The 23,126-nt window shown below is 74.4% G+C and carries 22 protein-coding genes; 6 read left to right on the plus strand and 16 right to left on the minus strand.

Annotated elements, in window-relative coordinates; all coding sequences use genetic code 11:
* Positions 1–18: 18 nt before the first annotated feature.
* The 5 genes from nhaA to Q0840_RS01805 form a co-directional block, all read right to left on the minus strand.
* Complete coding sequence (nhaA, locus tag Q0840_RS01785) at positions 19–1,329, minus strand: Na+/H+ antiporter NhaA (RefSeq protein WP_298455428.1); 1,311 nt, start codon at positions 1,327–1,329, stop codon at positions 19–21.
* Positions 1,330–1,467: 138 nt separating this feature from the next.
* Positions 1,468–2,778 (minus strand): TRAP transporter large permease, encoded by a 1,311-nt coding sequence (locus Q0840_RS01790; RefSeq protein WP_298455431.1) that lies wholly within the window; start codon positions 2,776–2,778, stop codon positions 1,468–1,470.
* Positions 2,779–2,786: 8 nt separating this feature from the next.
* On the minus strand, positions 2,787–3,302 hold the full coding sequence (locus tag Q0840_RS01795) for a TRAP transporter small permease (RefSeq protein WP_298455434.1): 516 nt from the start codon (positions 3,300–3,302) through the stop codon (positions 2,787–2,789).
* 33 nt (positions 3,303–3,335) lie between these two features.
* On the minus strand, positions 3,336–4,370 hold the full coding sequence (locus tag Q0840_RS01800; RefSeq protein ID WP_298455436.1) for a TRAP transporter substrate-binding protein: 1,035 nt from the start codon (positions 4,368–4,370) through the stop codon (positions 3,336–3,338).
* Positions 4,371–4,658: 288 nt separating this feature from the next.
* Positions 4,659–5,741 carry a LacI family DNA-binding transcriptional regulator gene (locus Q0840_RS01805; protein WP_298455439.1) on the minus strand — a complete coding sequence of 361 codons (1,083 nt, stop codon included), beginning with the start codon at positions 5,739–5,741 and terminating at the stop codon, positions 4,659–4,661.
* A 221-nt stretch (positions 5,742–5,962) separates the two neighbouring features.
* On the opposite strand from Q0840_RS01805, the gene gndA reads away from it, so the two are divergent.
* Genes gndA through larB form a run of 3 tightly spaced genes read left to right on the plus strand, consistent with a single transcriptional unit; the run spans position 5,963 to position 9,022 of the window.
* On the plus strand, positions 5,963–7,450 hold the full coding sequence (gene gndA / locus Q0840_RS01810; RefSeq protein WP_298455442.1) for an NADP-dependent phosphogluconate dehydrogenase: 1,488 nt from the start codon (positions 5,963–5,965) through the stop codon (positions 7,448–7,450).
* Between the two features lie 2 nt (positions 7,451–7,452).
* Positions 7,453–8,316, plus strand: coding sequence for an ATP-dependent sacrificial sulfur transferase LarE (gene larE / locus Q0840_RS01815; RefSeq protein WP_298455522.1), 864 nt, complete (start codon positions 7,453–7,455; stop codon positions 8,314–8,316).
* Entirely contained in the window at positions 8,309–9,022 is a 714-nt protein-coding gene (larB, locus tag Q0840_RS01820; RefSeq protein WP_298455445.1) for a nickel pincer cofactor biosynthesis protein LarB, read from the plus strand. Before larE ends, larB begins: the two co-directional genes overlap by 8 nt.
* Here larB and Q0840_RS01825 read toward each other — a convergent pair.
* Complete coding sequence (locus tag Q0840_RS01825) at positions 9,006–9,344, minus strand: DUF3140 domain-containing protein (RefSeq protein ID WP_298455448.1); 339 nt, start codon at positions 9,342–9,344, stop codon at positions 9,006–9,008. The genes larB and Q0840_RS01825 overlap by 17 nt on opposite strands.
* A 179-nt stretch (positions 9,345–9,523) precedes the next feature.
* On the opposite strand from Q0840_RS01825, the gene Q0840_RS01830 reads away from it, so the two are divergent.
* Complete coding sequence (locus Q0840_RS01830; protein WP_298455452.1) at positions 9,524–10,426, plus strand: sensor domain-containing diguanylate cyclase; 903 nt, start codon at positions 9,524–9,526, stop codon at positions 10,424–10,426.
* Positions 10,427–10,778: 352 nt separating this feature from the next.
* Here Q0840_RS01830 and Q0840_RS01835 read toward each other — a convergent pair whose 3' ends face one another.
* Entirely contained in the window at positions 10,779–11,330 is a 552-nt protein-coding gene (locus tag Q0840_RS01835; RefSeq protein WP_298455455.1) for a DinB family protein, read from the minus strand.
* A 60-nt stretch (positions 11,331–11,390) separates the two neighbouring features.
* Between Q0840_RS01835 and Q0840_RS01840 the strand changes: the two genes are divergently transcribed.
* Both Q0840_RS01840 and Q0840_RS01845 read left to right on the plus strand, forming a co-directional pair.
* Positions 11,391–11,996, plus strand: a complete 606-nt coding sequence (locus Q0840_RS01840) for a TetR/AcrR family transcriptional regulator (protein ID WP_298455458.1) — start codon at positions 11,391–11,393, stop codon at positions 11,994–11,996.
* Between the two features lie 104 nt (positions 11,997–12,100).
* Positions 12,101–12,571: a VOC family protein gene (locus Q0840_RS01845; protein WP_298455461.1), complete on the plus strand. Its 471-nt coding sequence runs from the start codon at positions 12,101–12,103 to the stop codon at positions 12,569–12,571.
* Positions 12,572–12,611: 40 nt separating this feature from the next.
* On the opposite strand, the gene Q0840_RS01850 is transcribed toward Q0840_RS01845, so the two are convergent.
* The 9 genes from Q0840_RS01850 to Q0840_RS01890 form a co-directional block, all read right to left on the minus strand.
* Positions 12,612–14,576 carry an NHL domain-containing thioredoxin family protein gene (locus Q0840_RS01850; protein WP_298455464.1) on the minus strand — a complete coding sequence of 655 codons (1,965 nt, stop codon included), beginning with the start codon at positions 14,574–14,576 and terminating at the stop codon, positions 12,612–12,614.
* 65 nt (positions 14,577–14,641) lie between these two features.
* Positions 14,642–14,962 carry a hypothetical protein gene (locus Q0840_RS01855; RefSeq protein ID WP_298455468.1) on the minus strand — a complete coding sequence of 107 codons (321 nt, stop codon included), beginning with the start codon at positions 14,960–14,962 and terminating at the stop codon, positions 14,642–14,644.
* A 10-nt stretch (positions 14,963–14,972) separates the two neighbouring features.
* Complete coding sequence (locus Q0840_RS01860; protein WP_298455470.1) at positions 14,973–15,191, minus strand: hypothetical protein; 219 nt, start codon at positions 15,189–15,191, stop codon at positions 14,973–14,975.
* Between the two features lie 53 nt (positions 15,192–15,244).
* Positions 15,245–16,252 carry a hypothetical protein gene (locus Q0840_RS01865; protein ID WP_298455473.1) on the minus strand — a complete coding sequence of 336 codons (1,008 nt, stop codon included), beginning with the start codon at positions 16,250–16,252 and terminating at the stop codon, positions 15,245–15,247.
* A 124-nt stretch (positions 16,253–16,376) separates the two neighbouring features.
* Positions 16,377–16,610, minus strand: a complete 234-nt coding sequence (locus Q0840_RS01870; RefSeq protein WP_298455476.1) for a DUF6458 family protein — start codon at positions 16,608–16,610, stop codon at positions 16,377–16,379.
* Between the two features lie 118 nt (positions 16,611–16,728).
* Entirely contained in the window at positions 16,729–18,819 is a 2,091-nt protein-coding gene (locus Q0840_RS01875; RefSeq protein ID WP_298455479.1) for a prolyl oligopeptidase family serine peptidase, read from the minus strand.
* A gap of 25 nt (positions 18,820–18,844) precedes the next feature.
* Positions 18,845–20,872 carry a cytochrome c oxidase assembly protein gene (locus tag Q0840_RS01880; protein WP_298455483.1) on the minus strand — a complete coding sequence of 676 codons (2,028 nt, stop codon included), beginning with the start codon at positions 20,870–20,872 and terminating at the stop codon, positions 18,845–18,847.
* Positions 20,873–21,029: 157 nt separating this feature from the next.
* Positions 21,030–21,575, minus strand: coding sequence for a hypothetical protein (locus Q0840_RS01885; protein WP_298455485.1), 546 nt, complete (start codon positions 21,573–21,575; stop codon positions 21,030–21,032).
* A gap of 348 nt (positions 21,576–21,923) precedes the next feature.
* Positions 21,924–23,126 (minus strand): dihydrolipoamide acetyltransferase family protein (locus Q0840_RS01890; RefSeq protein ID WP_298455487.1); only part of this gene is annotated, 1,203 nt, incomplete at its 5' end.

The raw sequence follows: 23,126 nt of genomic DNA on the forward strand, positions 1-23,126 counted from the left end.
GGGCCTGTCGTCCCGGTCTCAGGCCGACAGCCCGCCGGCCCGGGACGGACGCGCACCGGACCCGTCCGCGACGGGCTCGGGCTGCCCGTCGGCGGCGTCCTCACCCCAGTCCCCGCGTCGGGCGTGCACCCGGCTGCGCAGCGCGAGCAGCCCACCGCCGAGCACCGCTGCCAGCAGCGACCCCGCCAGCACGGCGGCCTTGACCGCCTCGTGGCGCTCGTCCCCGCCGAACGAGAGCTCGGCGATGAGCAGGGACACCGTGAAGCCCATGCCGGCGACGACGGAGACCGCGCCCACGTCCCACCAGGACAGCCCGCGCCCGAGCGTGGCGTGCGTGAACCGCACGAGCAGCGCGGTCGCCAGCAGGATCCCGAGCGGCTTGCCCACGACGAGGCCCAGGACGACCCCCTGCGCCGCGGGGTCCGTGACGGCACGGCCGAGCGCTGCCGGGTCGAGGCTGACCCCGGCGGCGAAGAACGCGAACACCGGCACGGCGAGCCCGGCCGACACCGGACGCCAGCGGTGCTCCAGCCGCTCCGCGGCGCTCATCCCGCGTCCGTGCTGAGCCAGCGCCGGGACGGTGAACCCGAGCAGGACGCCGGCGATGGTGGAGTGGACCCCGGACGCGTGCATGGCCGCCCACGCGAGGACCGCCAGGGCGACCAGGACGACGCCGGGGACCTTCCCGCTGCGGACAGCGGCGCCGAACAGGGCGATGACCGCCGCGCTGGCGACCAGCCAGCCGAGCTGCAGCCCGTGGCTGTAGAAGATCGCGATGACGACGATCCCGAGGAGGTCGTCGACCACCGCCAGGGTCAGCAGGAAGGCGCGTAGCGCCAACGGCAGCCGGCTGCCTGCGGCGGCGAGCACCGCCACCGCGAAGGCGATGTCGGTGGCCACCGGCACGGCCCAGCCCTGTGGCGCACCGTCGGCGGCGAGCGCGTTCACCGCGGAGTAGACCAGCGCGGGGACGACCATGCCGCCGACCGCGGCGACGATGGGGACGATCGCCGACGACGGTCGGCGCAGCTCGCCGGTGACGACCTCCCGCTTGAGCTCGAGGCCGACGACGAAGAAGAAGATGGCCAGCAACCCGTCGGTGGCCCAGTGCGCGACGGTCAGGTCCAGACCGATCGCAGCCGGCCCGACGACGGTCCCGGCCAACGCCTGGTACGTCTCACGCCACGGCGAGTTCGCCCAGACCAGCGCCGCGACCGTGGCCAGCAGCAGCAGCCTGACCGCCGCGGACTCCGTGCGGAGCGTGTCGGAGAGGTTGGCCGCACCGCCGGGGCTGAGCGGGGAGAAGAGCGAGCGTGGCTGGGACGGCATGGCGGGCTCCAGGGGCGGCCGGCGCGGCGGGACCGCCGGGTTCAGGGGTGGGTCGTGGACGCACGGACGGCGCCGGGCGGGGCACGGACCCGCGGTGGCGGATCCCCGCCCCGCCCGTGCGGTGCCGGAGGACGGCGATCAGGTTCCCAGCAGGCCCAGCTGCGTCGGCAGCCAGGTGGACAGCTGCGGCACGAACACCACCAGGAACAGCCCCACGACGAGCGCGAGGAGGAACGGCAGCAGCTTGGAGATCACCGGCTCGATCCGTAGCCCGCCGACGCGTGCCGCGACGAACAGGACGTTGCCGACCGGGGGTGTGATGACGCCGACGCACAGGTTGTAGACGAGCATCGTCCCGAAGTGCACCGGGTCGATGCCGAACTCCAGCGCGATGGGCAGGAAGATCGGCGTGAAGATGAGGATCGCCGGCGTGGGGTCCATGAACGTCCCGACGACCAGCAGGATCACCATCATGATGAGGAGGATGGCCGTCGGGTTGCTCGTCAGGGCCAGCATCCCGTCCGAGATGATCTCCGGGATCCGGGCGAACGACATGATGAACGACAGCGCGGAGGACACCCCGACGAGCAGCATGACGATCGCCGTGGTCCGTGCCGACTCCAGCAGGATCCCGGGCAGGGCCTTGACCTTGAGCATGCGGTACGCGAACCCGAGGACGAGGCAGTAGACGACGGCGATCGCCGCGGACTCGGTGGCCGTGAAGAGCCCGGTCAGGATGCCGCCGATCACGATGATGATCATGAGCAGCGACGGGACGGCCTTCCACAGCACCACCAGGGCCTGCCGGAACGAGACCCGCCCGGTGCTCTTGAGCTCCGGACGCTTGCGGACGTACAGCCAGACGACGACCATGCACGCGCCGGTCCAGACCAGGCCGGGCCCGATGCCGGCCATGAAGAGGGCGGCGATCGAGGTGCTGCTGACCAGTGAGTACACGATGAACGTGTTGCTCGGCGGGATCAGCATCCCGGCGGGCGCCGACGCCGCGTTGACCGCCGCCGAGAAGCTGCGGTCGTAGCCCTCCTCGCGCTGCCGGGGACCCATGACCGTGCCCACAGCAGCCGCCGCGGCGACCGCGGCGCCGCTGACCGCGCCGAACATGGCGTTGGCCACGACGTTGGTCTGCGCCAGCGAGCCCGGCGCCTTGCCGACGAGGACCTTGGCGGCGTCGATCAGCCGCCCGGCGATCCCGCCGTTGTTCATCAGGACGCCGGCGAGCACGAAGAAGGGGATCGCGAGCAGCGGGAAGGAGTTGATGCCGGTGAACATCCGCTGGGAGCTGGCCAGCACGGCACCCTCGACCCCGAGCAGCGCGATGGCGGCGAAGATTGCGGACAGGCCGATGGCGACGGCGATCGGCACGCTGAGCGCGATCATCGCGACGATGCCGACGAGCAGGATGAGCCCTGCGAGCGATGCGGGTTCCACGGTGTCTCCTAGATCGCGTCGTCGACGTCGGACGCGTCGGTGGCCACCTCGTCACCGCGAAGGACCGCGGTGACGTGGTAGAGCGCGTAGATGACGATCAGGGTGCCGGTGACCGGCATGACGAGGTACATCTTCCCGATCTGGGTGGGCAGCGCGGTGAGGTTGGTCGCCCACGTCCCCTGGGCGGCGCGCCAGCCGCCCCAGACCAGGCCGATCCCCGCGAACGCGATGATCGCGACCTGGACCAGGACGGCCACGGCGCGCTCGATCCCGCGCGGCAGCTTCCGGACGAGGAAGTCCACGGCGATGTGCCCGCGCTCGGAGAACACCAGCGCGGCGGCGAAGAAGCCGAGCCACACGAAGATGTAGCGGGCCGCCTCCTCCGACCAGGTGCTCGGGTCGCCGATCACCTGCCGGCTGAACACCTGCCACACGACGTCCAGCACCAGGACCGCGAAGAGCACGACGCAGGCCGCAGCGAGGACCTTGTCGAGGACGTTCTTCAGCGTGCGCACACCGGTCACCTCCCTTCCTTCACTCGTCCGGACAGCCGCGGGTCACTCGGCCGCGGCGCGCGCGGCGTCGTACAGGGCCTGCTGCGTCTCGTTCGTGATGAACTCCTCCGCCAGCGGCTCCAGCACGGAGCGGAACGCCTCGGTGTCGACGTCGGTGAAGGTCGCGCCGCCGGCCTCGGCCTGGGCGATGGCGTCCTCGGTGGCGGTCTGCCAGAGGTCGGTGTGCTCCTCGTGCGCCGCGGTCCACTCGGCGTCGAACGCCTCGCGGTCCTCCGGCGACATGCCCTCGAGGACGTCGGTGTTGATGACGAGGTAGTCCAGGCCCACCAGGTGGTTGGTGTTGGAGAAGTACGGCGCGACCTCGTAGTGCTTCTGCGTGAAGTACGAGACCTCGTTGTTCTCCGCGGCGTCCACCACGCCGGACTGCAGACCCGTGTAGAGCTCGCCGAAGGCCATCGGGGTGGCCGACGCGCCCATGGCCTCGGCCATCGCGATGTGCAGGTCGCTCTCCTGGACCCGCAGCTTCTTGCCGGCGAGGTCCTCCGGCGTCTCGACCGGCGCGTCCGTGGTGTAGACGCTGCGCGTGCCCTGCGTGAAGCCGCCCAGGACGGTGACGTTGTTGCTCTCCTCGAGCGAGGAGTACAGGTCGCCGACGATCTCCTCGTCGTGGATGACGCGCATCTGGTGCTCGACGGAGTCGAACACCTGCGGCAGGTTGAACACCAGGAAGTCCTCGTTGAGGTTCTCCAGCTGCGTCCCCGAGACGATGGCCATGTCCACCGTGCCGTCGCTGACGAGCTGCAGGGCCTCCTGCTGGGCTCCCAGGGTCTCGTTCGGGTAGACGTCGATCGAGTAGCGGCCGTCGGTGGCCTCCTCGAGCCGCTCACCGAAGTTGTCCAGCGCGATGAACGACGGGTGCTCCTCGGTCTGGTTCAGCGCGAGCCGCAGGGTGGCGCCCTCGCCGGAGGTGGTCGTCCCGCCCGCGTCGGTGTCCGCGTCGCCGCCGCCGCACGCGGAGAGCGTGAGAGCGGTGACGCCGACCAGAGCGGTCGCGGCGAGTCGTCGAGTGGTCTTCATCGTGATCTCTCTTCCCGCCCGGACGGGCGTGTTGGCGTGCTGGTGTCTGCCTGGGCAGGCCGCGGCGGGCGACGCCGCAGGACGTCGTCGTCGTGAGCCCGGGGTTGCTCGAGGGCACCGGTGCCACCCGGCGTGACGCCGGCGGTCGCGGTCCCCGTCGCTCGCCGTCGAGCGGCTCCGTGGACCGGCGGGCTCATTCAGGCAGTCGGCGCGCGGCGATGGCAACCAGTTGCCATCGGTTGCCGTGACCTCAGGCGGCCAGGCGCCCGAGGACCGGCCCGACCCGGGTTACGCCGTGCCGGACGGGTCGGTCCGACCCGCGGTGGCGCGCGAGGCCGACACCCAGGCGCTGCTCCGGCGCACCTTGCGGGTGGTGGACCCGCGCACGACGAGCTGCGCCGGCAGCAGCGCCGGGCGGACCAGGACGGGAGCCCGCGTGGCCATCTGGTCGAGCAGCGCGCGCACCGCGAAGGAGCCCAGCCGCCGCAGCGGGGCGGCGACCGTCGTCAACGGGGGCGTGCAGAAGTCGGACCCGAAGATGTTGTCGAAGCCGACCACGCTGACGTCCTCCGGCAGCCGGGCACCCATGCGGGCCAGGCCGCGCATCATGCCGATCGCCACCAGGTCGTTGTAGGCGATCGCCGCGCTGCTCGGCTGCTGGCGCAGCTTCTCGGCCGCCGCCAGCCCGCCGGCCAGCGTCGGTGCGAACGGGCCCAGCCGCCGCACCTTGATGTCGAGCTCGAACGCCGCCTCGCGCATGGAGCGCCACCGCATGCCGTCGACCCAGGACGCCTCCGGTCCGGCGACATAGGTCAGCGTGGTGTGCCCCAGCTCGGCCAGGTGCTCCACGGCGCGGCGCATCCCGCGCGGGTTGTCGGTGACCACGCTGGGCAGGTCCGTCACGACCCGGTTCAGGACCACGGTCGGTCGTTGCTTCGCCGCGACCCGGATGGCGGAGTCCGACATGCGCGACGTCGCGAGCACCAGACCCTCGACGAGCGGGAGCGTGCGGTTCAGCGCCTGCCGCTCGGCCTCCACCGACTCCTGGGCGTCCACCACGAGCATGGTGTAGCCGCCCTCGCTCGCCGCCTCCTCCGCACCGCGGATGATCTCGAAGAAGAACGGGTTGGTGGCGTCGGCGATGACCAGCGCGAGCAGGTCCGTCTTGCCGGTCGGCAGCGCCCGCGCCAGCGGGTTGGTGCGGTAGCCGAGCTCCGCGGCGACCGTGCGGATCCGCTCGGCCGTCTCGGCATTGACCCGGCCCGGACGGGAGAACGCCCTCGAGACGGTCGACGGCGCCACCCCGCACGCGAGTGCGACGTCGTAGATGGTCGGCTGCGTCCGTGCCTGCCTGGCCGGCTTCTCCTCCATCCCCGGCACGGTAGGCGCCCCCGCGCTCGGGCGGCAATCGGTTGCTGCCCGCGCCGCGCTCGGTTGGGCGGCAACTCGTGGCAACCGTTTGCCGGACGGCGGGGGCGCGCGCTGCACTGGCACCGGCCCGCCGTCGCGCCCAGGCCCGTACGCCCCGGACCCGCCCGCACCGCCGGCCCGACCGCCACCTGCTCCGCACCGCCTGCCCGAAGGACGACACGATGACCAGTGCCCACTCCCGGACCGCTGCCCCCTCCGCGGTCACCGGTGACCGCGCAGCTGCGCAGATCGGTGTGACCGGCCTGGCCGTGATGGGCCGGAACCTGGCTCGCAACTTCGCCCGGCACGGGTACACGGTGGCGGTGCACAACCGGTCGTACGCCAAGACGCGGTCGCTGGTGGCCGATCACGGGGATGAGGGCACGTTCGTGGCGTCGGAGTCGATGGCGGACTTCGTGGCGTCGTTGGAGCGGCCGCGCAAGGTCGTGATCATGGTCAAGGCCGGTGGGCCCACGGACGCGGTGATCGCCGAGCTGGTGCCGCTGCTGGAGGAGGGCGACATCGTCATCGATGCCGGCAACGCCCACTTCCCGGACACGATCCGCCGTGAGCGGGAGCTGGCGGCTCACGGCCTGCACTTCGTGGGGTCCGGGGTGTCGGGCGGTGAGGAGGGGGCGCTGAACGGGCCGTCGATCATGCCCGGCGGGTCGCGGGAGTCCTACACGGTGCTCGGGCCGATCCTGGAGGACATCTCGGCGAAGGTCGACGGGACCCCGTGCTGCACGTACATCGGTCCGGACGGTGCCGGGCACTTCGTGAAGATGGTGCACAACGGCATCGAGTACGCCGACATGCAGCTGATCGCCGAGGCGTACGACCTGCTCAAGCAGGGGCTGGGGGCGTCGGCTGCCGAGATCGGGCAGATCTTCGCGGACTGGAACACCGGGGACCTGGAGTCGTTCCTGATCGAGATCACCGCCGAGGTGCTGGCGCACGTGGACGCCGACACCGGGCGGGCGTTCGTCGACGTCGTCGCCGACCGCGCCGAGCAGAAGGGCACCGGGCGGTGGACGGTGCAGAACGCCCTGGACCTGGGGGTGCCGATCACCGGCATCGCCGAGGCCACGTTCGCCCGGGCCCTGTCCGGGTCGACCCCGCAGCGGTCCGCCGCGGTGGGGGTGCTGCCGGCGCACACCTCGACCTGGGACGTCACCGACCGGGACGCGTTCATCGAGGACGTGCGCCTGGCGCTGTACGCCTCGAAGGTCGTGGCGTACTCCCAGGGGTTCGACCAGATCGCGGCCGCGTCGGCGGAGTTCGGGTGGGACATCGACCGCGGGGCGATGGCGCGGATCTGGCGCGGGGGCTGCATCATCCGGGCCCGGTTCCTCAACCGGATCACCGAGGCCTACGAGCGCACCCCCGACCTGCCGCTGCTGCTGGCCGACGAGTACTTCACCGGCGCGGTCGGCAACGGCGTCGCGGCCTGGCGGCGCATCGTGGCCTCCGCCGCGCAGAACGGGGTGCCGGTGCCGGCGTTCTCCTCCTCGCTGGCCTACTACGACGGGGTCCGCGCCGAGCGGCTGCCCGCCAACCTCATCCAGGCCCAGCGCGACTTCTTCGGCGCCCACACCTACGCCCGCACCGACCGCCCCGGCACCTTCCACACCGAGTGGACGCTCGACCGCACCGAGACGTCGGAGCGGTGAGCATGGAGCTGGGCCAGGCCGTGCCCGTGGACCCGCAGGACGTCGCCGCGGTCGACGCCGTCCTGGTGGCGCTTCGCGCCGCGGTCGGTCCCGGTCGGCTCGGGGTGGCGTTCTCCGGTGGGGTGGACTCCTCGGTGCTGCTCGCCCTCGCGGTGCGCGCGCTGGGACCCACGGGGGTGGTCGCCGTCCTCGGGGTGTCCCCGAGCCTCGCGCAGGAGGAGCGGGTCGCCGCCCACGAGGTGGCGCGCGCCGTCGGTGCGCCGGTGGTGGAGGTGCGAACGGCCGAGGGCGACAACCCGGACTACCGCCGCAACGGGCCCGACCGCTGCTACTTCTGCAAGGACGAGCTCTTCGCGACGATCGACCGCGAGCTGGCGACCGCGCACGGCCTGTCGGTCGTCGCGTACGGGGAGAACGCCGACGACACCCGGCGTCCGGACCGGCCCGGCGCGCGCGCCGCGACCGAGCACGCGGTCCTGCGACCGCTCGCCGACGCCGGGATGGACAAGGCGGCCGTGCGCCGCGTCGCCCGACGGCTCGGGCTGCCGTCGGCCGACAAGCCCGCCGCACCCTGCCTCGCCTCCCGCATCCCGCACCAGCAGGAGGTGACCCCGCAGAAGCTCGCGCAGGTGGAGGCCGCCGAGGCCGAGCTGCGCCGACTGGGCCTGGGCGACCTGCGGGTGCGCCACCACGGCGACGTCGCCCGACTGGAGCTGCCCCTGGAGCAGATCACCGCCATCGTCGCCGAGCCACTGCGAGGCGAGGTGCTGCGATCGGTCCGTTCGGCGGGGTTCCAGTTCGTGGCGCTCGACCTGGCCGGCATCCAGTCCGGTGCCTTCACCCTGCCGCTGGTGACCCGTGGCTGATCGCTGGACACCCGCCGAGCCGCTGGCCCGCTACGCCACGCTCGACCACGACCGGGCGGGCCGCCGTGGCTACCCCGAGGCCGTCCTGTGCGAGAGCAAGACGGTCGACCAGCTCACCGGCATCGCCCGCGAGATCCGCCGGCGCCAGGCACGGACCCTGTTCACCCGGGTCCGGCCGGAGCAGGCCGAGGCGCTGCTCACCGAGCTGCCCGGTGCCGCGCACCACACCGCCGCCCGGATCGTGGCCTGGCCCGGGCAGCCACCGGCCGGCGCCGGCGGGCTCGTCGTCGTGGTGGCGGCCGGGACCTCGGACCTGCCGGTGGCCCACGAGGTGGCGGTGACCGCCGAGCACCTGGGTCGCCGCTGCCGCACCGTGGTCGACGTCGGCGTGGCCGGCCTGCACCGGGTGCTCGCGCACCTCGACCTGCTGCGTTCGGCGCGCGCGGTCGTCGTGGTCGCCGGCATGGACGGTGCGCTGCCCGGTGTCGTGGCCGGACTGGTCAGCGCTCCGGTCATCGCCGTGCCGACCTCCGTCGGCTACGGCGCCTCCTTCGGCGGCATCGCCGCGCTGCTCACCATGCTCAACGCGTGCGCACCCGGCGTCGCGGTCGTGAACATCGACAACGGGTACGGGGCCGGCCACCTCGCAGCCCAGGTCAGCGCGCCCGTCGATCCGTCCCGCGAGGGGACTACCGAGCCGGCTTGAGCGGGTCGTGCCCGATGGACATCAGCCGGTGACGCCACTGCGTGTCGCCGGCGACGGGCTCGCGGTCCTCGCCCCGGGCGGCGTCGACCTCGTCCACCACGGACTGCATGACGGCGACGTCGTCGTCGGTGAGGTCGGTGCGCCGCTTGCCCAGCACGTCCAGCACGGCGCGAGACCGCTCGCTGCCGGCCTGGTCGGGCAGGGCGTCGGTGCGCTCGCCCGAGTCGGCGGTCGCGAGCCACTCGCGCAGCTCGCGCGAGGTCATGTTCACCGCGGTGTGGAACCCGTCCCACAGCGCGTCGTCGATCGGTGTCGCAGCCATCGGTGCCTCCTGACGATCGTGAGGTCGGTCCCCAGCAGCCTCACCCGACCGGGGACCGGCGGCAACCCGGGCTCGACCGGCCCGCGCCCTGGCACCCGGGGGAACCGTGTCCCGGTGGTTCAGCGACGGCCGCACGCGGCCGATCAGGTCGAGGACCACACGCGTGAGGCGGGACGACCATGGACGAGCAGGGAGCGCGCGGAGCACGGCTCCGCGGCGATCGTGCACACCTGGACCTCGTGCGGGCGTCGTTCGACGCGACGACGGCGTACGTGCTCGTGGTCGACGCCGCCGGCATCCCGGTGCTGGCCAACCCCGCGCTGATCGGTGCGACCGGCTGGACGGTGGACGAGCTCACCGCGCGGCCGTTCTGGGAGACGCTGGTCGCACCCGAGGACGTCGCCGGCGCCCAGGACCACGTGCACCGGGCGATCACCCTCGGGGAGGTGCACCCGCAGGAGGGCGACTGGCTCGGACGGGACGGGCGCCGGCGCCGCGTCTGGTCGCACAACAGCGTCGTGCGCGACGCCGACGGCGCGCCGTGGGCGGTGGTGACCGTCGGGGTCGACGTCACCGACCAGCGCCGCTCCGAGGCGGACCTGCGCCGGCGTGCGGACACCGACCCGCTGACCGGTCTGGGCAACCGCGGCGCGTTCTTCGAGCGCCTCGGGTCGGTGCTGGCCGACCCGGTGGCCGGCGGGTCCGGTGTGCTGTTCGCCGATCTCGACGGATTCAAGGCGGCCAACGACCGGCACGGCCACCACGTGGGCGACCAGGTGCTGGTGGAGGTCGCCGCCCGGTTGCGCCGGACCACCGGCGCCGACGACGTCGTCGCGCGCCTGGGTGGTGACGAGTTCGTCGTGCTGCGTCCCGGTGGCGTGGGGCTCGAGCGGCTCGCCGAGCTCGTGCGGCTCGAGCTGGCGATCCCGGTGGAGACCTCGTGCGGGCCGGTCGCGATCGGCGTCAGCGTCGGGATCGCCCGGGGCGCGGCGCGGTCCGACCCGGACGCGCTCGTGCGTGCCGCCGACCACCACATGTACCGGGGCAAGCTCGCACGCCGCAGGGCGGGCGTCCCCGCCTGAGCGACCGGCCGGCGGCCGGCGGTCGGGGCACGCGGGCCGGCCGTCGCGCGGGGCAGCCGTCGTCGGCCAGCACCGGCTGCGCCCGCGCCCCACGGGTGCCCTCGGGCGCTCGGTGCAGCTCGTCGGCGTCGGTGCGCGCGCCGGTGGGGCACCCTGCGTGTAGCCGTCCGGGTGGCCAGGCACAAGGTTCGCGGCGACCGAACTGCGCCGCCCACACCGTGCACAGGTCTGTCCACATGCTGTGCACACCTTTCCCCACCCGGTGCACAGCGCTGTGGACGGAATGTGTGCACGGTGCGGCGGCCGTTGTCTCGCACCTCGACCCCGGGCCGGCCGGCACGGGTCCGGGACCTCACGCCCCCACGTCGTGGGTGTGGTGGACGACGTCGTGCAGGTAGTACTGCACGAGCGTCCGCACCGTGAACCTGGAGCCGTTGGAGCGGCGCGCCGGCCGGTCGAGCGCGTCGTCCGGCACGGCCTCGACCTGGTCGGCGAACGCGGCGGCCGCCGTGGCCAGCTCGTCGGCGACCACCGCCGGGTGCTGCTCGGCGTAGCGGTCCTGCACCGCGGTCGCGTCCTGGTCCCAGTTGGCGAACACCGGGTCGTCGTGCTCGAGCACCAGGCGCAGACGGTCGGCGAACAGCCGGTGCACGTCACGCACGTGCGCGGCGTACTCCAGGGCCGACCACACGCCGGGGGCCGGCCGGGTCCGGGCGTCCGGACGGGCGAGCGCGGCGCGCCACCGCGGGGTGAGCTCGCGCACGCGGGCGGGCACGTCGGCCGGGGCGACGTCAGCGGCGACGAACCCGCACTCGGGGCACGCGCGCTCGAGCACCCAGGTCCAGTCCTTGGTGTCGGGCTCGACGTCGGGTCGGGCGGCGGCGGGGCGGGCGTCGTCGGTCATGGCGGCAGGCTAGCCAGCCGCGAGCCGGTGGGACCTGACACATCGTGCGAGGATGTCACCATGCCCAAGATCATCGGCGGGTCGCTGCTCGAGCACCGCGAGCAGACGCGCCAGCGACTGTTCGCCGCCCTGTCGGACCTCATGGCCGAGCGGGGCTTCGACGCGATCAGCCTCGCGGACATCGCCGCCGCGGCGGGGATCGGCCGCACGGCCGTGTACAACCACTTCGCCGACAAGGAGTCGCTGCTCCTGGGCTTCATCGCGCACGAGACCGCCCGGTACGTCGCGACGCTCGAGGAGGCGCTGGCCGGGGTGACGGATCCCGTGGCGCAGCTGCGCACCTACGTGCGCCAGCAGGCGCAGCTGTCCCGGGTGTTCCACCTGGCGCCCGGGCCGGAGCTGCGCACGGTGCTCTCCCGTGGGATCCAGCACCGGCTGCGCGAGCACGTGGTGGGTGTCGAGGGCATCCTGCGCCGCATCCTGGTGGCCGGCATCGACGCCGGCGTGCTGCCCGAGCAGGACATCGACACCACGGTCCCGCTCGTGCACGCGTGCCTGTCCGGCCGCGGCGTGCCCGACGACGGTCCCGGTCGGGAGGCCGCCCTGCACGCCACCGAGACGTTCGTGCTGCGGGCGGTCGGGGCGCAGCTGCCCGCGCTGGTCTGAGCCAGCGCGGCCGGCGCCCCAGGTCGGCCGGTTGACCGCTCACTTCCGCAGGCCGGTCGGGTCTATCGGGCCGTACCAGTCCCTTCCCGCCGTGGAGGCCCGCCGTGAGCATCCCCGCACACCCCGGTCGCATGCTGTTCGTCAACCTGCCGGTCGCCGACCTCGAGCGCAGCACGAGGTTCTTCACCCGGCTCGGGTTCGCCGTCGACCCGCGGTTCACCGACGACGCCGCCGCCTGCATGCTGGTCGGTGAGCAGGCCAGCATCATGCTGCTCAGCCGGGAGAAGTTCGCCGAGCTCTCGCCGCTGCCGATGGCCGATCCGACCACGCAGGCGTTGGCGCTGTACTGCTTCAGCGTGTCCTCGCGCGAGGAGGTCGACGCGGTCTCGGCAGCGGCGCTGGCCGCGGGCGCCGTCGAGGCGGACAGCCTGGAGGACTACGGCTTCATGTGCTCGCGGAGCTTCGTCGACCTCGACGGCCACGGGTGGCAGGTGATGTGGATGGACCCGGCGGCAGCGCAGTCGGGTCCGCAGGCGCTGGCGAGCCCGACGCAGGACGCCGGCGCCACCGCCTGACCCGACAGGCACCCGCCCGCAGCACCCGCGCAGGCCGGCCTCAGCCGTGCAGCGGCAGCGTCAGCGCGGGTGCGGCGCCGTCGACCACGCGGACCGGCACACCCCAGTCCTGGGCGTTCAGGTGGCAGGCCGGGTACTCGATCGCCGGGTCGGCGTCGCAGCTGGCCGCGTGCGCGGTCACGTGCAGCACGCCCTCGCCGACCTCCGGGTTGATCCGCAGCTCGCGGACCAGGTCCACGCCGTCGCCCGCGCCGTCGAGCAGCAGCTCGGGCGGGGTCGAGGACACCTGCAGCCGGGTGGACGGGCCGTACCGGTCGTCGTACTTCTGCCCCTGCGCGGGGGTGAACACGACGTCGAGGCGGAACGCGCCGGGCGCGACGTCCGTCACCGGGCGCTGGGTGCGGTGCGCGCCCGCGTCGAGGATCTCCCCCGCGACGTCCCGGGGCAGGCGCAGGCGGGTCAGCCGGTGCGCGGCCGACTCGACCACGAGCAGCTCGATCCCGTCCGGGGACGGCAGCACGACGATCCCGCTGGGCTCGGCGAGGTCGCGGGCGAGCGTGGTGACCTGGCCGGCGGCCGGGTCACCGTCGGCGCCCGGCGCGTACCGCCGGATCGCGCCGTTGTAGGTGTCCGCGACGGCGATCGACCCGTCGGGCAGCACCGCCACGCCGAGCGGGTGCTGGAGCAGCGCGGTGTCCGCCGCGCCGTCCCGCAGTCCGAAGTCGAACAGGCCCGCACCGACCGCGGTGCCGACGGAGCTGCGCTCGTCGGCGGCCCGCGAGAGCACGACCTCGAGGGTGTCGTCCCCGACGGCGTCGTCGGCCGGCGCGAGGTCGACGTACCGCAGCGCGGACACCTCGGAGTCGGCGAGCCAGAGCCGGCCGCCGTCCGGGCCGGTGGCCAGGCCCGAGGTCTGCGCGAACCAGGCCTGCGCCGGGGCGCCGTCCTGCAGGCCCTCGTTCATCGTGCCGGCGAACGGCTCGATCCGGCCCGCGCCGGGGTCGAACGCCCACAGGGTGTGGTTGCCGGCCATCGCGACCGCGACCGCGCCGGCGGCCGGCCACCACACGACGTCCCACGGCGAGGACAGCTTGATGCCGAGCGCGGCGGGACCCTGCCAGTCGACGCGGCCGTTGTCCGCGGCCCCGACCATGTACTGCTCACCGGTGCCGGCGACCGTGGTCACCGCACCGTCCGAGAGCCGGACCCCACGCAGCGCGTGGTTCACGGTGTCCGCGACGACCACGTCGTAGCCGACCTCCGCCGCGACGTCGTCGGGCAGCAGGGCCAGGCCGTTGGGCTCGCTGAAGCGGGCGTCCGCGGCCCCGCCGTCGACCAGGCCGCGCTCACCGGAGCCGATCCGCCGCACGAGCGTCTCGCCGTCGGCCTCGACCTCGGCGAGGGAGTGGTGGCCGGCGTCGGCGACGAGGAACGTGCCGCCGGGCAGCGCGATCGCCTTCGCCGGGAAGCGCAGCGTGCCCGACGTCGGCTCGGGCGGCACGTACGGGCCGTCCCCCCGGTGCAGGGTGCCCTTGGCGTCGTGCTCGGCGACGAGCTGCTCGACCAGGATCTCCAGGTTGCGGGCGTGCCCCTCGCCGGCCATCTGGGCGACGATGTAGCCCTCCGGGTCGACCACGACGAGCGTGGGCCAGGCGCGCGCGGTGTACGCGGACCAGGTGACCAGGTCGGGGTCGTCGAGCACCGGGTGGTGCACCTCGTAGCGCTCGACGGCGGCGGCGAGCGCGACCGGATCGGCCTCGTGGACGAACTTCGGCGAGTGCACTCCGACGATGACGAGCTCGTCGCGGTGGCGCTCCTCGAGCTCGCGCAGCTCGTCCAGGACGTGCAGGCAGTTGATGCAGCAGAACGTCCAGAAGTCCAGGACGACGACCTTGCCGCGCAGGTCCGCGAGGGTCACGGTGCGGCCCCCGGTGTTGAGCCAGCCGCGGCCGACCAGCTCGGACGCGCGGACACGGGGCAGGGAGGTGGCGGCGGTCGAGGTCACAGCGGTAGTGAACCCGATCGCGGTCGCGGATATGCCCACACGTCCGGTCCTCGGTCGTGGGCCCGCTACGGCCGGTACCGGTCGGGGTTCCGGTTCACGTCCGGGTCGGTGCCACGGTCCCTGCCCTGGTCGCGCCGCCCGGTGGGGGCGCCGAACCGCACCAGCCCGACCAGCGCGCCGACCAGGAACCCGATCACCGCGCCGGACGCGATGCGGCCGGGGTCGGTGAACGGCATCGCGAGGAGGTTGGCCACGGCGAGGACGACGAACCCCCCGACGAGCAGGGCCAGGCCGCGCCGCCCGCCGATGCCGAACGCCAGCCGGGCCACCAGCGCGGCCGCGGCGGCAGCGCCGAGGACGAACGCGAGGACGACGGGATCTGCCACGGGTCGGGGGTCAGCCGCCGGCCTGGATGCTCCCGCTGACGCGGACGTCCACCGGGACGCCGTCGACCTGGCCGGGCACGCCGGCGCGGTCGGTCTCGCGCTGCAGGTTCACCCGGACCTGGTAGCCGTCCTCGCCGTGGGAGAGGCCGACCCCGCAGACGCCGGCGCGCCCGGCCAGGTCCGTGCGCAGCCGCGCCTTCGCGGCTCGCGCCTTCTCCAGGTCAGCCATCGCACACCTCACGCGGGTCGTCCGGCGCGAGGGTCGCGTCCGGTGACCTCGCCTCAGCCGGCCAGGCGCGCCCCCAGTGCCTCGAGCGCGACGCCGATCGGGTTGAGGTAGGTCAGCCCGTTGCCATTGTCGCCCCCCGTCTCGCTCCCGGCAAAGAGCAGCCCCAACCCGACCCCGTCGGTGCGGTACACGAGCGACCCGCTGTCCCCGCCGCGGGAGAACGGGGACGCGCTCGTGCTCTCCACCTCGATCTGGTTGTCGAAGCTCAGCTCGCCCAGCTCCTCGCCGTAGCCGACCACGACGTCGTCGAGCTCGATCGCGGTCACCCGCCCCCGGGTGACGCCCGTCGTGCGCCCGATCTTGGCGACCTCCTCCCCTCCGAGCGCCTCGGTGGTCGTGGTGATGGGACCGACCGGGTAGGCGAGGTCGACCCGCGGCTCGTCGAGGCGGGCCACCGCGGCGTCCACCACGGCGGTGCGCCCCGGGGCGAGCTGCTGGAAGCCGGCGAGCACCCCGACGCGGTCCTCCGGGTCGCGGCCGCGGTCCGCAGGACCCGGCTGCACGATCGGGTCACCGAGGCGAGCCGAGGGCGACCCGACCAGCACGTGGTAGTTGGACAGCGCGTGCAGCGCGCCGTCGACCTCGACGAACGCGCCGAGCGTGCCGGCGCTCACGTCGACGTGGGCGATGGACACCCCGGGCCGCAGCGGCCGGACCCGGCCGGTCTCACCCACCGCGAGCGCGGTGACGACCGGCGGCCGCGGTGCCGGCGCGGTCCGCCCGGGCACCGCGCGGATCCGGCCCGTGCGGCGTACGTCGGCCGTCGGGCCCACCTGCTCGACGACCTTGCGCGCCACCATGCGCGCGGTGGGCACACCGAGGCGGTAGCGCACCGCGACGCCGTAGCCGCCGTCGGGCAGCGGCGCCAGGCCGAGACCAACGCCCAGGCCGGGGCCCGAGGCCTCAGGCTGGACGCCGCTGGCCTGCACCCGGTCGGCGAGCAGCTCGCCGATGTAGCCGGCCAGCTGGCGCTTGACCGTGCGTGCCTCGTCCCTGTCCATGCGTCCCCCTGCTCCCCACGACGCGGGCCGGCGTTCGACCCGCTGCGGCCGAGTGTGCCGGACGCCACCCACACGGACCCGGCGCCGGATGCGGAGGCCGCCGCGCGACCACCGGACGGCCGGGTCAGTACGTGGGCGGCGCCGGGGGACGGCGGTCGTCGTGCCGCTCGATCACCTCGCGGTGGGAGGTGTTGCTCCGCTGCGTGTTCACCACCAGGGCGATGATCAGGGTCAGCACCCCGGCGCCCATGCAGATGTACCCGATCATCGCCAGGTCGACGCCCTCGACGGCGTCGTCGACGGCGAACGCGAGGATCGCGCCCACCACGATGAGGAAGATCCCGCCGCCGATACCCATCGCCCGAGTCCCTTCGTCAGGGCCCGGCATCCGCCGGGCCTGCCCAGCAGTCTGGCGGGGCCCCACCGGTCGCGCGCGTCGACCGGTGGAACCCGCCACGGACGGGTGAGCCGTCGGCTCAGCCGAGCACCTCGGGAAGCTCGCGCTGCTCGTCCAGCACGTGCTCGGCCAGATACGCCGAGACCACCCCGTACCAGACCACCGCGTGCTGGGGCGCGAGCACCCAGTGGTTCTCGTCCGGGAAGTACAGGAACCGGTGCGGGCTGCGGCCCTCGGCGTCGGCCGGCAGGCCCGACCGCTCGAGCAGCTCGTACCAGAGCCGCAGGCCCTCGCCGATCGGGACCCGGTAGTCCTTGTCGCCGTGGATCACGAGCACGGGGGTCCGGATGCTCTCCACGAACCGGTGCGGGGAGTTCGCCAGCGCCATCGACTCGGTCATCTCGCGCGCCCAGAAGTACGCGGCGTCGGTGGTCGGCCCGAACTGGTCCAGCGCCCACAGGCTGGCGTGGGTGACGATCGCCCGGAACCGGTCGGTGTGGCCGGCCACCCAGTTGGCCATGTAGCCGCCGAACGACCCGCCCATCGCCGCCGTGCGGGTCTCGTCGACGTCCGGCCGCGCGCACGCGGCGTCGGTGATCGCCAGCAGGTCGGTGTACGGCGCCGCACCCCAGGCGCCCCACCCGCGCTGGACGAAGCCCTGCCCGTACCCGGTGGACAGCGCCGGGTCCGGCAGCAGGACGGCGTACCCCTCGGCGACCAGCAGCCACGGGTTCCACCGCCACGACCACGCGTTCCAGGACCCGAGCGGGCCGCCGTGGATCCAGAGCAGCAGCGGCGCCGGGGCGGAGCCGTCCGAGCCCTCGGGCACCGCGAGCCAGCCCCGGACCCGGGTGCCGTCGTCGGTGGTCGTCTCGATCTCGGTGAGCAGGCCGGGCAGCTCGGGCAGCGGCGCGGGCCCGGGCAGGGCGACCGCCTCCACCGGGCCGCCGGTCGCGGCGGTCAGGTCGATCCGGACCGGGTGCGCCGGCTCGAGGTAGGACGAGCGCAGCGCGTAGGCGGCCGAGCCGTCCGGGGCGACCTGCAGGTCGCTGAACGCGGCGTCGTCGGCGGTGACGCGGACCACCTCGCCGGTGGCGACGTCGACGCGGAACACCGGTGCCCGGCCGTCGTCGTCGGCGACGACGAGCAGCGCGGAGGAGTCCGACAGCCACCGGGCGCCGTGCGGCCAGCGGTCCCAGTCGTGCGCGAGGACCCGTGCCTCACCGCCGTCGAGCCGGACCACGCCGAGCCGGCGGCGCGGCGCGTGCTCGGGGGTGCTGATCGTCTCCCGCTCGAAGGCGACCCAGGCACCGTCGGGCGAGACGACCGGGGCGGACACGTCCGCGTCGTCGTCCTGCACCAGGACGCGGCGGTCCCCGGTCGCGACGTCCACGGCGACCAGGACCGTCCGCACGGCCGTCCCGACCGTCCGCGACCACGTCGCGACCAGGGTCGCGCCGTCGGGGCTCAGCGACGCGGAGCCCTCGCGCAGGGCGGGCCCGGCGTCCGGGGTGAGGTCGCGCAGGTCCAGCCGCGGCTCGGGCTCACCGGCCGCCGGGGCCACGAGGTCCCCGGTGACCCGGGCGGTGAACAGGTGCGGGGCCGCGGGCCCCAGGTCGTGGTCCCAGTACCGGACCGGGTACCCGCTGTGCAGGATCGCGCTGACCTTCTTGTCCTTGCGCGCGGTGCGCAGCTCGTCGTCGTGGGCGGCGTCGCGCGCGCGGGGCAGCACGTCGGAGGTCACGACGACGACGGGCGCACGGCGAGCGGTCACGGGCGCGCTCACACCACCAGGGCGGCCGGCCACGACGCGGGCCTCGGCGCCGTCCGCGGGCAGCAGCCACAGGGCCGACGGCGCGTCGTCGGCCTCGGTGCCGTCGGGGTCGGGCCGCGCGGAGGTGAAGAGCAGGTCGCCGTCGGACGTGAAGGCGGCGCCGGACTCCCCGTGCCGGGACCGGGTCAGCCGGCGGGCCGGACGCTCGCCGGCCGGGTCGACCTCCCACAGCGCGGTGGCGTACTTGGTGCGCTTGTCGTCCAGGGTGGCCACCGACGTGACCAGTCGGGTGCCGTCGGGGGACAGCGCGAGCCCGCCCACGCGGGGCAGGGCGATGTAGCGCTCGAGGTCGTGGAAGGGGGTGGGTGGCTCGGCGGGTGTGGTCTGGGAGGTCACCGCACCGTCCTACCACGCGGGTGGATCAGTCTCGCGGCGTGGCCGACCCCTGCGACAGGCGGGACAGCATCGCGTTGTACTCGTCCATCTCGACGTCGCCGTCCCGCTCGACCTTGCGGTCGCGGCGCCGCGCGGTGCGCTCGTCGTCGCGCGCCCAGGAGAAGGCCACGACGATCGCCAGCGCGATGGTCGGCGCCTCGCCGATGCCCCAGGCGATCGCGCCGCCGCGCTGCTGGTCCACCAGGGCCGACGGCCCCCAGTCCCGGCCGAGCACGCCGAACCACTCCGGGACCAGCAGCACCTGGCCGCCCATCAGCGTGACGCCGAAGAACGCGTGGAACGCCATCGTGCCCAGCAGCAGCAGCAGCCGCTGGGGGTAGGCCGGCCGGTGCGGGCCGGGGTCCACGCCGACCAGCGCGTTGACGAACAGGTACCCGGCCAGCGTGAAGTGGACGACCATCCCCAGGTGCCCGAGGTAGGTGGTCAGGGCCAGCCGGAACAGGTCGGTGTAGTAGAAGACGATCATCGAGCCGGCGAAGTTGGCCGCGGCCACCAGCGGCAGCGACAGGAACTGGCCGACCCGGCTGTTGACCAGGGTGAGGATCCACTCGCGCGGCCCGCGGGAGGCGTCCCGCCGGCCGGGCAGCGCACGCAGCGCGAGCGTGACCGGGGCCGCGAGCGCGAGCGGGATCGGCGCGACCATGACCAGCACCATGTGCTGGACCATGTGGGCGCTGAACAGCACGTGCCCGTAGGTCGCCAGCCCGCCCGACGTCGCCCAGAGGACCAGGAGCATCCCGGCCACCCACAGCACCGGGCGGTACCACGGCCAGGTGTCGCCGCGCCGGCGCAGCCGGTGCACCCAGCGCAGGTAGACCACGATCCCGGCGGCGCACCCGGCGGCGACCAGGAGGTCCCAGCGCCACTCGGTGAACCAGGCGGCCCCGACGGGCTCGGGCGGCAGCGGGTGGCCGGTGACGAGCTCGGCCGGCGTCGGCTCGGCCACCGGCACGTCCGGGACGGGCGGCGGCGTCACCGACAGCGCGACCGCGACCCCCGAGACGGCACCCATGACGAGCAGCTCGACGGCGACGAGCCGCCACAGCAGGGACGTGGCGCGGGGCGCACGGTCGCCGTCGGGCGTGGTCAGGCGCCCGATCACCGATCGCCGGTAGGTCCACCCGAGCGCGCCGATCACCCCGAACAGGACCACCTTGGTGACGAGCAGGGCGCCGTAGGTGGTGAGCAGCCCGTCGAGCCCGCCGAGCCGCAGGGCGGCGTTGACCGTGCCCGAGACACCCACGGCCACGAAGCACCAGGCGGCGACCGGCGAGTAGCGCGCGACGGCCGGGCCGACGTCGGCGCCCAGCCGGCGGTCGAGCGCGGCGAGCGCCCCGAGGGCGCCGATCCACACGGCCGCCCCGAGCAGGTGCAGGAAGAACGAGGTGATCGCGAGCTCGTGGTTCGTGGCCCCGGAGGAGTGGCCGGTCTGGGCCTGCAGGACCAGGGCGACGACGGCGAGCGCGGCGGCCCAGGCGGCTCCGGTCGGCGTCGCGACCGCGAGCGCCACGGCACTGGTCAGCGCGGCGACGATGACGACCCCGAGCAGGGTCCGGCCGAGGGAGACCTGGCCGACGAACAGCCCCAGCTCGGAGCCGAAGGTCGGCCCGCCCACCGGGCGCCCGGCGACGCTCGCGTAGGTCAGCACGAGCCCGACGACGCTCAGCGCCGTCCACGCCGAGGCGGCCGCACCGGCCAGGGTCAGGGTCGCCGGATAGGCGCGCCCGTCGACGGCCGCCCCGGCCCGACCGGACCCATCCGCCGCGCCGGCGCGTGGCAGCACGCAGACCGCCAGCACGAGCGCCCCGAGGGTGAGCGACGCCGCCAGCTGGGAGAGGGTCTCGACCACCGGCAGGCCCCAGCGCACGAGCCCGCCGGGATCACCCAGGACGCTCGGGGCGGCGGACCCGGACACCACGAGGCCGACGACCACCGCGATCACCCCGGCCGAGCCGAGCACCGCGAGCCGTCCCACGTTCCACCGGGTCACCACGCCGTCCAGCGTAGGCGCGCTGCGGCGGGCGGACGGCCGGGGGCGGCGGCTGCTCCGTCACACCGGGTGCCGGGCGGCCGCCCGGCCGCCCCTGCCGTCCCGCTCCATCTCGGGCGGTGGGCGTCGCGCCGCCGTCCGGAGCACCGTCCGGACCGGCTCAGCACCCCCTGGAGTCGTAGCCGCAGAGCAGCTCCCACGCGGACTGCGCCCACCCCACGACCTGGTCACGCGCGGCTCCCACGGTGGCCTCGCCGCTGAGCGTCCCGACCACGGTGACCGCGTTGCCCCGCCGCGTCGTCGCCAGGTACCTCCCGATCGCACCGTCCAGCGGGTGCGCCCCCGACGCCCCGTAGTAGTCGACCGCGAAGCCGCTCCCTTGCGCGCCCACGGGGATGCTCTCGAGCGCGTACCTCGTGTCCCTGCCCTCGCCCGGGCCGCGCTCGGCGCACGCGGTGAGGGTCGCGGTGAGGGCGTCGGCGGCTGCCACGGCCGCGTCGGCATCGGCGAAGACGGCGACCTGGTGGAGGCTGACGCCCTGCTCCATCTCGCCGGTGCCCTGGGTGACCGTGAGCATCGAGGCGGCGTCCGGCACGACGGCGTCGCACCCGTCGGGCAGCACCCACGCACGCAGCGCGGGGTCCTCCTCGCGAGGCTGCTGCGCCGATCCGAGCGTCTCGGCGTCGAGGAGGACGTCCGGCGACACGTCGAGGGGGACGGGGACCGCCTCGGGCGATGCGGTCGGGGGTGACGCTGCGGGGGGAGCTGCGGCGGACGGAGGTGCGGCGGGCGGCGACGTCGAGGGCGACGCCGCGCCGGGGCCCGGTGGCGTCGCCGCGGCCGTCAGCGGGGTCGTCGACGGTGGCTGCGGTGCACCGCGCTCGTCGCCGGAACACCCCGTCGCCACCAGGACGACGACTCCGGCCGTGAGCATCGCGATCCCGCTTCGCATCCACGCAGCCTGGCACGGGCGCCCGTCGGCCGCACCGACGGTCGTCGGCAGCGACACCGGTGCCCGGTACCGCGCAGGCCGCTGGCCGGGTCCTCGTCCCCGTCAGCCCCAGACCAGTCCCTGCGCCGGGTCGCCGAGGACCGCGGCGACGTCGGCCAGCACCCGCGACCCCAGACCGCCGTCGACCAGGCGGTGGTCGAAGGACAGCGCGAGCTGGGTGACCCAGCGCTTCTTGATCTTGCCCTTGTGCACCCACGGCTGCTCACGGATCGCGCCGAAGGCGAGGATCGCCGCCTCGCCGGGGTTGAGGATCGGGGTGCCGGTGTCGATGCCGAACACGCCGACGTTGGTGATCGTGATCGTGCCGCCCGACATGTCCGCGGGGGTGGTGCGTCCGGCGCGGGCGGTCGACGTCAGATCCGCGATGGCCTCGGCGAGGTCGTGCAGGCCGAGCCGGTGCGCGTCCTTGATGTTCGGCACCACCAGGCCGCGCGGGGTGGCCGCGGCGATGCCCAGGTTCACGTAGTGCTTGTAGACGATCTCCTGTGCGTCGTCGTCCCAGGACGCGTTGATCTCGGGGTGCCGGCGCACCGCGAGCATAAGCGCCTTGGCCGTGACCAGCAGCGGGGTGACCCGCACGTCGGCGAACTCCCGGTCCTCGCGCAGCCGCGCGACCAGGTTCATCGTCCGGGTGACGTCGACCGTGTGGAAGACGGTCACGTGCGGCGCGGTGAAGGCGCTGGCGACCATCGCCTCGGCCGTGCGGCGGCGCACCGACTTCACCGGCACGCGGGTCTCGCGCCCGTCCTCGGACACCGAGCCCGACGCCAGCCACGGCCGGTCGTCGCCGGGATAGGTCGCGAGCGTCTTGGGCTCGGTCTCGGCGCCGTGCGCGAGCACGTCCTCGCGCGTGACGATCCCGCCGGGGCCGGTGCCGGCGACGCCGTCCAGGTCGACGCCGAGCTCACGCGCGAGCTTGCGGACCGGCGGCTTGGCCAGGGCGTGCCGGGCCGGGCGCGCGGACCCGTCGCCACCCGACGGCGTGCCGGACGGCGTGCCCGACGGCGGGGTCGCGGACGGCGTCGCCGGCCCGGTGACGGAGCCGGTGCTGGGGGCGCCGACGGTCGCTGCGAGACCGGGCGCCTCGATGGTGCCGGGCGCCGGGACCGCGACGGCGGGCACGGCAGCGGGCACGGTGGCGGGCACGGTGGCGCGCGCGGTGGTGGGCGCAGCCGGGGCGGCGGCAGCGGGCACGCGCCGGGTCCGCCGCGCGGGGGCGTGCCCGCTGACGCCGTAGCCGACCAG

The organism is uncultured Cellulomonas sp. (assembly GCF_947494015.1).
Classification (GTDB): Bacteria; Actinomycetota; Actinomycetes; order Actinomycetales; family Cellulomonadaceae; genus Pengzhenrongella.

What these genes read in the sequence shown, in the direction of transcription:
- nhaA (WP_298455428.1), bottom strand. Translation starts at nt 1,329, where the DNA reads ATGCCGTCCCAGCCACGCTCGCTCTTCTCCCCGCTCAGCCCCGGCGGT.
- Q0840_RS01800 (WP_298455436.1), bottom strand. Translation starts at nt 4,370, where the DNA reads ATGAAGACCACTCGACGACTCGCCGCGACCGCTCTGGTCGGCGTCACC.
- Q0840_RS01805 (WP_298455439.1), bottom strand. Translation starts at nt 5,741, where the DNA reads ATGGAGGAGAAGCCGGCCAGGCAGGCACGGACGCAGCCGACCATCTAC.
- gndA (WP_298455442.1), top strand. Translation starts at nt 5,963, where the DNA reads ATGACCAGTGCCCACTCCCGGACCGCTGCCCCCTCCGCGGTCACCGGT.
- larE (WP_298455522.1), top strand. Translation starts at nt 7,453, where the DNA reads ATGGAGCTGGGCCAGGCCGTGCCCGTGGACCCGCAGGACGTCGCCGCG.
- Q0840_RS01825 (WP_298455448.1), bottom strand. Translation starts at nt 9,344, where the DNA reads ATGGCTGCGACACCGATCGACGACGCGCTGTGGGACGGGTTCCACACC.
- Q0840_RS01830 (WP_298455452.1), top strand. Translation starts at nt 9,524, where the DNA reads ATGGACGAGCAGGGAGCGCGCGGAGCACGGCTCCGCGGCGATCGTGCA.
- Q0840_RS01835 (WP_298455455.1), bottom strand. Translation starts at nt 11,330, where the DNA reads ATGACCGACGACGCCCGCCCCGCCGCCGCCCGACCCGACGTCGAGCCC.
- Q0840_RS01840 (WP_298455458.1), top strand. Translation starts at nt 11,391, where the DNA reads ATGCCCAAGATCATCGGCGGGTCGCTGCTCGAGCACCGCGAGCAGACG.
- Q0840_RS01860 (WP_298455470.1), bottom strand. Translation starts at nt 15,191, where the DNA reads ATGGCTGACCTGGAGAAGGCGCGAGCCGCGAAGGCGCGGCTGCGCACG.
- Q0840_RS01865 (WP_298455473.1), bottom strand. Translation starts at nt 16,252, where the DNA reads ATGGACAGGGACGAGGCACGCACGGTCAAGCGCCAGCTGGCCGGCTAC.
- Q0840_RS01870 (WP_298455476.1), bottom strand. Translation starts at nt 16,610, where the DNA reads ATGGGTATCGGCGGCGGGATCTTCCTCATCGTGGTGGGCGCGATCCTC.